Raw genomic sequence first — 10,766 nt, forward strand, 5'->3', positions numbered from 1 at the left:
AAGAAACGCTGAATCTCAAGACTGAGGTGCACACCGATCAGGTCGGCGCCCGGCCGCATGTGGTCCTCGAACCAACTGACCATCCGCTGGCGGTGGAACAACGCACCGGCATCGCGGTGGCACGAGTCCAGGAGATAGCCGAGCTGCTCCTTCATCCAAACGCATGACACGCTGCGCCATCTTGACGCAGGGTTGAATCCCCAGCGGAAGTAATTCAGTGAATCGCTCCAGCATCAACCACTGCCGCTGCCCGCCGAGCGGCTACGTGCACTCAACGCGCCCAGGTCACCCGGACGCGGAATGGTGTTCACAGCGCGCCTCTCACCGCCTCGCGACAACCATGAGGCCTTGACCACTCATCGATGCCTCGAAAGCCGGAGCACGGCATCATCCCGACTGGCCTGCACCGACCGTCGCCGGGCCGCGTGCTGTTGCGTCGTGCCCAGGTCGAGCCGGTTGTAGATGTCGAGTGCCTCGTCGAAGGCTCGTGCCGCTGCCGCGAACTGTTCCAGCTGCAGCAGCACGGTGCCGAGGTTGACCAGGGCCTCGGCGAGGCCGATGGTGTGGGTGGCGATCTGCCGCTGCAACGCGACACCCTCGGTCGCAGGCTCGAGGGCCTCCGGCCACCGGTTGAGCTGCCCAAGGGAGGCCGCAAGGTTGGAGTACGATCCGGCCAGGACGAGCCGGAAGAACGGGTCGTCGCGGGCCACCCGCCGCTGTACGGCGATGCCTTCCCGGATGACCGCCACCGCCTCCTCGGCGCGCGCCGCCATGCCGAGCCGCATGCCGAGATGCTGCAAGAACATCGCGAGGGCCCGGTCGCATTCCGCCCCGAAGTGGGGCCGGAGCCGCTCGTGGATCTCCACCGCCTGCGTCAGCGTCTCACCGTCGTCGCGGTTGACGAGGACGGTCGTGACGCTGTCGAGCGCCGTGAGGATCTCGTCCGTCGAGACGTGGGAGGCTAGGCCGGCGACAGCGACCTGGTCGCGGATGCGGGCCGCGTCGAGGGCTGCGGCCATCGCCTGACGCCACCGTCCGAGCCGTGCGGCGCAGCTGCCGAAGTTGGTCAGTAGCTGCGCTAGCACGTTGCTGTGACCGAGCGGGTCGGTTTGGGTGTGGCGGCGCAACCGTTCGACGCCTTCCGCGAACGCCGTTAGCGCCTGGGTGTCGTCGCCGAGCCGGATCAGTACCGTGCCGAGGTTGTTCAGCGCACCGGCAAGGCGGGGGCCGTGGCGCTCTGGCTGGGTCGGCTCGATCCGGCGGAGACAGGCCACCGACTGCTCCAGCGATGACCGGGCCTCGGCCGGTCGGCCTGCTTGTACGCAGGTAGCGCCGCGCAGGTCGAGGGTCTCGGCGAGACCGGCATCGTCGGCGGCCTCCCGTCGGAGCGAAACCGACTCGTCGAACGCGGCGAGCGCCGACGTCCAGTCGCCGATTCCGGCGCGGGTCAGTCCGAGGTTGTCGAGGGCATGGCACAGCGCCGGTCGGTGGATGAGCGGGTCCAGTTGCACGAGCTGCCGGAACAGGTCGACCGCCTCCGTCGCGGCTGGTAGCGCCTCCGCGGCCCGCCCGATCCGGGTGAGGATCGCCGCATGGTTGTCCAGCGCGTGGGCGAGCAGGCCCCGGTATTCGTCCGCGTCCGCGTCGGCGAGGCGGCGGACGACGGGGAGCGCCTCCTCGGTCGCGGACAGGCTCTCGTCGCGGCGGCCCAGCTCCCAGAGGCAGACGGCGACGTGGAGCATCGCCTGGGCGAGCGCCGGTTCGTGGTCGTCGGGAGCGCGGCCGGCGGGGCCGCGCAGGAGGAGGATCGACTTGCGGGTCGCCGCGAGGGCCTCGGCCCACCGGCCGATCTTGGCGAGGATCTGGCCCTGCAGCCCGTAGGCGGCGGCGAGGCGGCGCGGGTCCCGCGCCGTCCCGGTGCGGTACAGCTCGAGGGCCTCGTCGGTGTAGGCGAGGGCGGGTTCGTGCCGGCCCTCTGCGGTGTGCCGGACGGCGAGGGTGAGCAGCCGGGCACCGCCATCGACGTCGACGACGCCGATGGCCGACCGGTCAGCGGGGCCGGCGGCGGTCGCGGCGCGGCTGGGCATTGTGTCGTCCGGGAGGACTGCCCATCGGGCACCGTTGCCGTCCACGACGTCAACGGAGACGACCCGTTCCAGTGGCACGAGCACCCGTTGTCCTCCGGCGGCGAGTGTCAGCACTGGCACGACGCCGGCGGAAGTGTGGTCTGGCAGGCCGCTGATAGTCACACCGTCGTGGAGGGTCACCGTGACGGTCGCACCCTCGGCTAGTCCCGAGACTTGGGCGAGCATCCGCCGGACAGCCGCATCGTCGTACGGCGGGGGTGCGGCCGTCAGGGTCGCGAGGTACTCGTCGCGGTCAGCGTCCAGCGTAGACATATCGGCAGCGACGGCTGCGGCCCGGTCGGAGTCCGCTTCCCGCAGCAGGTCCAGGGACTGGCGGTAGGCGGCGCGGGCGGCGTGGTAGGACCGCACCTGGCGTGCCCCGCGCGCCAGCCGGGCGAGCGCGAGGCCGAGATCGGTCTCGTCCGGGGCGACGTGCTGGCGGTACTGTACGACCTGTTCGTTCGCGATGAGCTCGCCGAGCAGGTTGCCGAGGTCGTGCATCGCCTGTGCCCGCCCGTTGAGGTGCCCGGCGATGAGCGGTGACTCCCGGTCCACGGTGAGGGCCTCGTTGTGGGCGGCCAGCGCCTCCTCGGGCCGGCCAGCCGCGCACAGCAGCCGGCCGAGCGGCAGCAGACACAGGCTCAGCAGCACGTCGTCGGTGCCGCGCAGCTCCTCGGCGAGGCGGGTCAGGTCCACCTGGGCACCGTCGATATCGCCAGCGCGACGGGCCGCCTCCGCCGCCGTAACCCGTGCGGTGACGTACTCCGCCCGCTCGGTCCGGCGCAGCCGTTCCCGGAGCACATCGGCGTTGGTCCGGGCGATCTCGTTGAGGCGCTCGCGGCCGCTCGCCGCGGAGATTGCGGCCGCATTCTCGTAGGCAGCGAGGGCCTCAGCGTGCCGGCCGTGCCGCTCATGGATGATGCCGAGCATGTTGAGGGCGACGGCCTGGCCGAAGCGGTCGCCGACCTGTTCGGCGGCCGCCCGGCCTTCGTCGGTGTGCCGTAACGCCGCGTCGAGGTCATCGGCGGCGAGAGCGATCGCCGCCAGGGACTGGAGGCGGCGGATCTCCTCGGGCCGGTCGCCGAGTTGCCGGGCCAGGTCGAGGCCAGCCTGGGCGGCGTTCGCCGCTTCCGGCAGCCGGCCCGCGAGGCGCAGCGCGTCGGCGAGGTTGCCCAGCGCCCGTTCGGCGTCGGGGGTGCTGCCCCGCCGCAGGGCGACGTTGAGTGCCTGCTCGTGGTGGCGCACGGCGTCCTCGTAGCGGCCCATCGCGTTGACGGCCAGGGCCAGCGAGTTGAGGCAGAGGCCGATCGCCTCGTCGTCGCCAGTCCGCATCGCGATGGCGAGACTCTCGGAGACGGTGGACTCGGCGACGGCGTAGTTGCCGGAGTCGTGCTCGACGTCGCCGATGTGCCTCAGCGCATGCCCCAACATCCGCGTCGCGATCTGCCGCTCGGCAGGGTCCGGCGACGCCTCGGTGGCGCGCAGGCGGCGGGCAGCGGCGTGCAGCAGGGCACGGGCCCGGGGCAGCCGCGACGCGTCCTGGGCCTGCACCGCCATGGCCATGAGGACCTCGGCGTGCAGCAGCGGTCCCCGCGCCCGGGCGTACCGCAGGGCCGCCCAGCCGCCGAGGCCGCGTTCGTGGGTGGGCCGGCGCCTGCGCCGCATCTCCATGCCGGCAGTGAAGTAGGTGTATGCGAGGGCACCATCGTCGAGTCCCGCCACGTCGAGGACCCGCTGGTGCGCCAACCGGATCTGGAGCCAGGCCGCGTCGAACGCGGCCACGGCCTCCTCGTCGCGGCCGTTGTGCTGGTCGCGGAGGATGGCGGCAATCTGCTCTGCGTAGTGCGCCGCGTGCCGCCGCCATGCCTCATGCTGCAGGGATGCCATAGCCGGGGCCCCTACGCGGCGGCCAGCATGTCCCGGGCGTGCATCGACAGCAGCGCATGCAGCTGGAACCGGCCGCCGCCGGTCGGCTCGACCAGCCCGCGCGCCGCCAGAACGCGCAGGGTCGGACGGGGGTCAGGGACCTGCCAGACGGCGCCGACAGCGGCCCCATCGAAGGTCGCCGGCCGCTCTGCGAACGCGCCGAGCAGCGCGAACCGGATCCGGATCTCCTCAGGGAGCCGGTCAGTGCTCTTCGCCAGCAGCGCGGCGATCGTCGGCGTGGTCGCGGTCGCGATGTCGCTGCGATCGGCCGGCGCTGCCGCCGCCAGCAGCCGGGCGCCGTCGCGCAGCTCGGCGAGCAGCTCGCTGACGCCCCAGCCGAGCTGGTGCTCCGCCGCGAGCAGCCGCCCGGCGACCTGCAGCGCCAGCGGCAGCCCTTCGAGCTCGCGGACGAGCATCGCGGTGTCGTCGCGGTGCTCGCGTACGACGTCGGGGGCCAGATGGGTCATCAGTTCCAGGCCGGCGCCGTCGGTGAGCACGGCCAGCTGGTAAATCCCGGCGGGGTCGGCGGCCAGCTGGTGCGCCACCTCGGTGGAGCGGGTCGTCACGAGGGCGGCGCCGCGGGTACCCCCGAGCAGGAACGGCACGGCGTCGGCGGCGCTCCACGCGTCATCGACGACGAGCAGTACCCGGCGGTGGCGCAGCGCCGCGGCGACCGCGGCTGAGACCGCCACGGTGCTGGTGGCATCGAGGGGGCCAGTCCCAACGAGTGACGACCATACCTCGAGTTGTCCGCGCACGTCGGCCACCTCCGACAGCGCGGCCCACAGCACGCCGTCGGGAAAGGCCTGCGCCACAGCTGGCTGCCGGACAACCGCGGCGGCCAGCGATGACTTGCCGACGCCGGGCCACCCGCGCACGACCGTCACGGGCACGGCGGCTTGCCCGGCCGAAGCCCGGGTCAGCCGGGCCAGGACGGCGGCGACGGCACCGGAGCGGCCGACCATCAGCGGCGGCGGCGGCGGTACGTACCCCCGTAGGAGCGGCTCGGCGGGCTTCGGTGCCATCGACGCCCGGACCCACAGGTCGCGGACCTGCTCGGCCACGGCGGCGGGTTCGCGGCCCGTCATCCGGGCGAGCACCACGGCGGTGGCAACCGTGTCCTGCTGGCTCGCCAGCGTGTCACCACCGCCGATGATCCGCCCAATCGTGTCGCGCTTCGGCGCACCAGGCAGGTCCAACTCGTCGGCCAGGGCGGCCACCTCGGCGGCGATGTCGCTCAGCGTCGGCGCCTCGGCCCGCAGGTAGAGCTCGTAAAGAACGGTCTTCAGGTCGCGAAGCGGGCCGGGCGGCAGCTCGGGCCGCTCGATCAATCTGGGTCTACCGACACGCGGTGGCATCTCATCCGAACTCATCGCCGCCCAGCATTGCCCAGGCCGCTACACGCTGTACATCCCCCGTTACGCGGAGGCCTTTCGTCGCGACTCGGATTCGATGTCCACCGTCGCCCCGACGATCGATGGACCAACCCGTCCCGCCCTGAGGAGCCACGATGAATGCCGCTCGACACCGTCAAAACCACGTTGAGGGCCGCACCTCATCACGCACCCAGCTGCTCGCGGCCGTCGTCACCGGCGTCGTAAGCGGTGTGGTACGGGCCGCCTGCGACTGGCTCGTCGTGCACATCGCCGGCTGACAGCCTGCCTACAGCGTGGAAATCTGGACGGCATCCCGGCCGGCACCCGCTTCCATGCGGCAACGTCTACGCTGTGCCACGCGGCCGCCCCGAGCTCTGAAGTTACGTCCATAGCACGCAGCCCCACGTTAGCCTCGGCCCTTCGTTATGGGCTGTCCAAGGAGTGGGCCGGAAACGATGAAGTGCCTTCTGATCAGGGAAGAGAGGGCTTGTCGAGAGTCCTGTTAACCCGTCACGGAAGGCACTTGCTGGGTGAAGGCTACCGCAACACGTCCGAAGATCATGGTGACCGGGGGTGGGCGGGGCGTGGTCGGTCACGCGGGTGCCTGGCTGCTCGCCGACCTCGCTGATGCGACCGGGTTGACCAGCGCGTTCAGTCAGGCCCTGGCCGGGCTGCGGCGACGGCAGCGCGGACACGACCCGGGCCGGATCGCCGTGGATCTGGCGGTGATGCTGGCCGACGGCGGCGAGGCCATCGCCGACCTGGCGGTGCTGCGTGACCAGGCCGGCCTGTTCGGGCCGGTCGCCTCCGACTCGACCGCCTGGCGGCTGCTGTCGCAACTGGACGAGGCGACACTCGCCGTGCTGCGGTCCGCCCGGGCCCAAGCCCGCGAGGTCGCCTGGGCCCAGCATGCCGACACCCGCGGTGACCTGCCGCGGGTGTCCGCGGCCGGCCTGCCGGTCGACGGGCTGGTCCTGGACATCGACGCGACGATCGTGCTCTGCCACTCCGACAAGGAATCGGCGACCCGCACCTGGAAGAAGACCTTCGGCTTCCACCCGTTGCTCTGCTTCCTGGACAACACCGGCGAAGCCCTCTCCGGGCTGCTGCGCGAAGGCCGGGCCGGCTCGAACACCACCGCCGATCACATCACCGTGCTCGACCAAGCCCTCGCCCAGATCCCCGACCAGCATCGGTATGGCACCCCGATCCTGCTCCGCGCCGATTCGGCCGGTTCCAGCCAGGGATTCCTCGCCCACATCCGATCCATGCGCGACCAGCACCTGGACATCCGGTTCTCCGTCGGTGCCGCGGTCACCGAGGGCGTGCGGGCGGCGATCCGGGCCGCGACCGGCTGGGTTCCCGCCGTGGACACCGACGGTGACCTGCGCGAGCATGCCGAAGTCTGCGAGATCACCGGCACGCCCGGATGGCCGTGCTGCGGGCGTTGGGTGATCGGGCGGCGACGGACCTCGAGCAGGCGGCGCATTGGATGTGGTGGCGGCAGCCGCTGGCGTTCGGCAACGCCACGGCGGTGCGCGGTCTGCTGGAGGAGGCTAGGACGTTGGGGGTTCTCGGCGCGGGGGCGATCAGCCCGGCCGGGCAGGCGCTGCTGGCCGGCGAGGACGTCGCCGAGGCCGTCGGCGACCTGGGTGAGGTAACGCGAACCGCCCGGCTGCAGGCCGACCTGAGCGCGATCGCGGCGGGAACACCAAGTCCAGAGCTGGCAAAGCTCCTGAATGCAACCGCTGTCGTGGAGTCCCGCGGCACGGCCACGACCTGGCGCTTCAGCCCAGCGACGGTACGCGGAACCTACGACGCAGGCTGGACCGAGCAACGCCTGACCAAAGCCCTGACGAAGATCGCCGAAGGTGGACTGCCGCAACCGCTGGTCTACCTGCTGGCCGACGTCGCCCGCCAGCACGGGTCGGTACGGGTCGTGCCAGCGGCCAGCACCCTGGTCAGCGACGACACCGCGCTGCTGGCGCAGATCTGCGCCGACAAACGGCTGGACAAGCTCAACCTGCGTCTGCTGGCCCGGACGGTGCTGGCCAGCCAAGCCGCCACGGCTGACACGATGGCCGCCCTGCGTAAGGCCGGCTACGCGCCACGCCAGCAAGACGCCGACGGCCGCGACATCATCGAGCGAGCCCGCCGCCACCGCGCCTGACCGGCTGGAGAGCACGATGCTGATCGTCCGCGCAACCAAGAAACTCCTCGACCACATCAACCCGCCTCGGGCTGTCGACGGAGACCAAGACACGACCCTGCTCGGCCCGTGGTACGCCACCGCGCTGTTCTGGCGGCTCCGGCTGGCATTGCTGGTGAACGAGCGAACCCTGCTACCGGTCCTGCTGCCGCTGGCACCGGCACACAGCTTTCCCGGCCGCATCCCCAACGAGATCGCGACGGTGCTCGACGCCCACCAAATGCCCGAGGCCTTCATCTCCGACGAGCTACAGAACATGCAGAACTGCCGCTTCGCCACAACGGCCAACCGCAGCGTCGTCGGGATCATGAACGAGTTCACCAACCTCGCCAAGATCTACACCGATGATTTAGCCCGCCCCGACCTCGTCGCGCTGTCCCTGCGGCTGGCCACGACGCCCTGCAGCCCCCTGTACGCCAAGAACGTGAGCCCCGATCGTGAGCTGGCGGCGCTGGTGCGCTCCACCGCCAACTGATCAAGGCCAGGACGGGTCACCAGAAGGAGCGGCGGCCAGGCTACGGTCCCAGTGCCGTGTGTACCCTTCGCCGGTTGCCCCCGCGGGTTCGCATCACCGCAGCGACATCCCTGCAGCTGCTGCCTCTGTACCCTCCAGCATCTGGCACAGAGGCATCGGCAAACGGCAGGATAGCGGCCATGACCGTCGCCCCGACTCGTCCTCCTCTGGCCACACTGGAGGCGGTGCTGGAGCGCTTGACCTACGTCAACGAGGAGACCGGCTACACCGTCGCCCGCGTGACCACCGACTACGGCGGCGACCTGCTGACCGTGGTTGGCGCGCTGTTAGGCGCGCAGCCAGGTGAGAGCCTACGGCTACACGGGCGCTGGTCCTCGCACTCGAAGTATGGTCGGCAGTTCGAGGTCGACTCCTACACCACCGTCTTGCCAGCCACGATCCAGGGCATCCAGCGTTACCTCGGCTCCGGACTGGTGAAGGGGATCGGGCCGGTGTTCGCCGAACGGATCGTTGCCCACTTCGGCCTGGACACCCTGCGGATCATCGAGGCGGAGCCCGCCCGCCTGGTGGAGGTGCCAGGGCTGGGCCCGAAACGCACCGCGAGAATCACGGCGGCGTGGGAGGAACAGAAGGCCATCAAGGAGGTGATGGTCTTTCTCCAGGGCGTTGGGGTGTCGACCTCCCTGGCGGTGCGGATCTACAAGCAGTACGGCGACGCCTCCACCGAGGTGGTCACCAAGGAGCCGTACCGGCTGGCCGCGGACGTGTGGGGCATCGGCTTCAAGACCGCCGACACCATCGCCCGGTCCGTCGGCATTCCGCACAACAGCCCGCAGCGGGTCATGGCCGGCCTGCAGTACACACTCTCGGAAGCCACCGACAACGGCCACTGCTACCTGCCCGAAGCTGAGCTGGTCGCCGACGCCACGAAGATCCTCGACGTGCCCGCCGACCTCGTCACCCGCTGCCTCGACGACCTGATCGCCGACGAGGGCGTCGTGCGTGAGACGCTGCCCGGCAGCGGCGAAGAGCCGGTGCAGGCGGTGTATCTGGTGCCGTTCCACCGCGCCGAGCAGTCCCTCGCCTCCTCGCTCCTGCGGCTGCTGCACGACCGCGCCGACCGGCTACCTCACTTCGCAGGCGTCGACTGGGCCAAGGCCCTGGCCTGGCTGAAGGCACGCACCGGCAACGACCTCGCCCCCGAGCAGGAGCAGGCCGTCCGCCTCGCGCTGACCTCAAAGGTCGCGGTGCTGACCGGCGGGCCGGGCTGTGGGAAGAGTTTCACGGTCCGGTCGATCGTCGAGCTAGCCGCCGCGAAGAAGGCAAAGGTCACCCTCGTCGCCCCGACCGGCCGCGCAGCCAAGCGGCTGTCCGAACTCACCGGGCATCCCGCCGCCACCGTGCACCGACTGCTGCAGCTACGACCCGGCGGGGACGCCTCCTACGACCGGGACAACCCCCTCGACGTCGACCTGCTCGTCATCGACGAGGCCTCCATGCTCGACCTGATCCTGGCCAACAAACTCGTCAAAGCCGTCCCACCCGGCGCGCACCTGTTGCTCGTCGGCGACGTCGACCAACTCCCCTCCGTCGGCGCCGGAGAGGTCCTGCGCGACCTACTCGCCGCCCCCACCATCCCCCGGGTGCGGCTGACCCAGATCTTCCGTCAGGCCGCCCAGTCCGGCGTCGTCACCAACGCCCACCGCATCAACGCCGGCCGCCCACCCCTCCAGCAAGGGCTGCCGGACTTCTTCTTGTTCGCCTGCGACGACACCGACGCCACCGCCGTGCTCACCGTCGACGTCGCCTGCACCCGCATCCCCGCCCGCTTCGGCCTCGACCCGCGCCGGGATGTGCAGGTCCTCACCCCCATGCACCGCGGCCCCGCCGGCGCCGGCGCCCTCAACACCCTGCTACAGCAACGACTCACCCCACATAGCGAAGGCCAGCCGGAGCGACGCGTAGGTGGGCGGGTGTTCCGCGTCGGCGACAAGGTCACCCAGATCCGCAACAACTACGACAAGGGCCAGGCCGGCGTCTTCAACGGCACCCTCGGCATCGTCACCGCCCTCAACAGCGAGGAGCAGACCCTGACGGTGCGCACCGACGAGGACGAAACCATCGACTACGACTTCGACGAACTCGACGAACTCGCCCACGCCTACGCCATGACCATCCACCGCTCCCAAGGCTCCGAATACCCCGCCGTCGTCATCCCCCTGACCACCAGCGCCTGGATGATGCTGCAACGCAACCTGCTCTACACCGCCGTCACCCGCGCCAAACAACTCGTCGTCCTCGTCGGCTCCCGCCGCGCCCTCAACGCCGCCGTACGCACCATCGGCGCCGGCCGCCGCCACACCGCCCTGAACCACCGCCTCACCCGCCTCTGAATACCGACCCGATGAGATCGGCTCGGGCGTCGCGTGGGGTTGAAGACTCGTACGCCCGTGACCGGAATCCGAAGCAACCCGATGCTCGCCGGTCACTTCTTCCGTGCGCAGGAACCTGCCGACGCCCCGCGGTGACCAGGAACAATGCCGCGCATAGTTCGATGCTCCTCAATGAACTACGAGGTAGGCGCAGAGCAGTCGTTCGGCGGCACGGGCAAGCCCCATCCCGCAATCTGACACATATTCATAGCGAACCATTGC

General features: G+C 70.6%; 6 protein-coding genes and 1 pseudogene. 5 read left to right on the forward strand and 2 right to left on the reverse strand.

The genetic code is table 11. The features are described 5' to 3' along the window. The first annotated feature begins 8 nt into the window (after positions 1-8). A complete protein-coding gene (locus HCJ94_RS28765; RefSeq protein WP_240944597.1) occupies positions 9-167 on the forward strand; it encodes a DUF2199 domain-containing protein in 159 nt (52 codons plus the stop codon). A 189-nt stretch (positions 168-356) separates the two neighbouring features. Here HCJ94_RS28765 and HCJ94_RS28770 read toward each other — a convergent pair whose 3' ends face one another. Together HCJ94_RS28770 and HCJ94_RS28775 are read right to left on the reverse strand one after the other, a co-directional pair. Continuing rightward, positions 357-4,013: a tetratricopeptide repeat protein gene (locus HCJ94_RS28770; RefSeq protein WP_168004149.1), complete on the reverse strand. Its 3,657-nt coding sequence runs from the start codon at positions 4,011-4,013 to the stop codon at positions 357-359. A gap of 11 nt (positions 4,014-4,024) precedes the next feature. Beyond that, positions 4,025-5,383, reverse strand: coding sequence for an NB-ARC domain-containing protein (locus tag HCJ94_RS28775; protein WP_168004150.1), 1,359 nt, complete (start codon positions 5,381-5,383; stop codon positions 4,025-4,027). Between the two features lie 605 nt (positions 5,384-5,988). On the opposite strand from HCJ94_RS28775, the pseudogene HCJ94_RS28780 reads away from it, so the two are divergent. The 4 genes and pseudogenes from HCJ94_RS28780 to recD2 form a co-directional block, all read left to right on the forward strand. Continuing rightward, positions 5,989-6,897: pseudogene (locus HCJ94_RS28780) on the forward strand (transposase); the annotation flags it as partial. 95 nt (positions 6,898-6,992) lie between these two features. Next, positions 6,993-7,598: a helicase-associated domain-containing protein gene (locus HCJ94_RS28785; protein WP_240944596.1), complete on the forward strand. Its 606-nt coding sequence runs from the start codon at positions 6,993-6,995 to the stop codon at positions 7,596-7,598. A 16-nt stretch (positions 7,599-7,614) separates the two neighbouring features. Further along, entirely contained in the window at positions 7,615-8,112 is a 498-nt protein-coding gene (locus HCJ94_RS28790; RefSeq protein WP_168004151.1) for a DUF6933 domain-containing protein, read from the forward strand. Positions 8,113-8,282: 170 nt separating this feature from the next. Next, positions 8,283-10,505: an SF1B family DNA helicase RecD2 gene (recD2, locus tag HCJ94_RS28795; protein ID WP_168004152.1), complete on the forward strand. Its 2,223-nt coding sequence runs from the start codon at positions 8,283-8,285 to the stop codon at positions 10,503-10,505. Positions 10,506-10,766: the final 261 nt, after the last annotated feature.

Origin of the sequence: Micromonospora thermarum (assembly GCF_012034245.1) — a bacterium.
GTDB classification, from domain to species: Bacteria; Actinomycetota; Actinomycetes; order Mycobacteriales; family Micromonosporaceae; genus Micromonospora; species Micromonospora thermarum.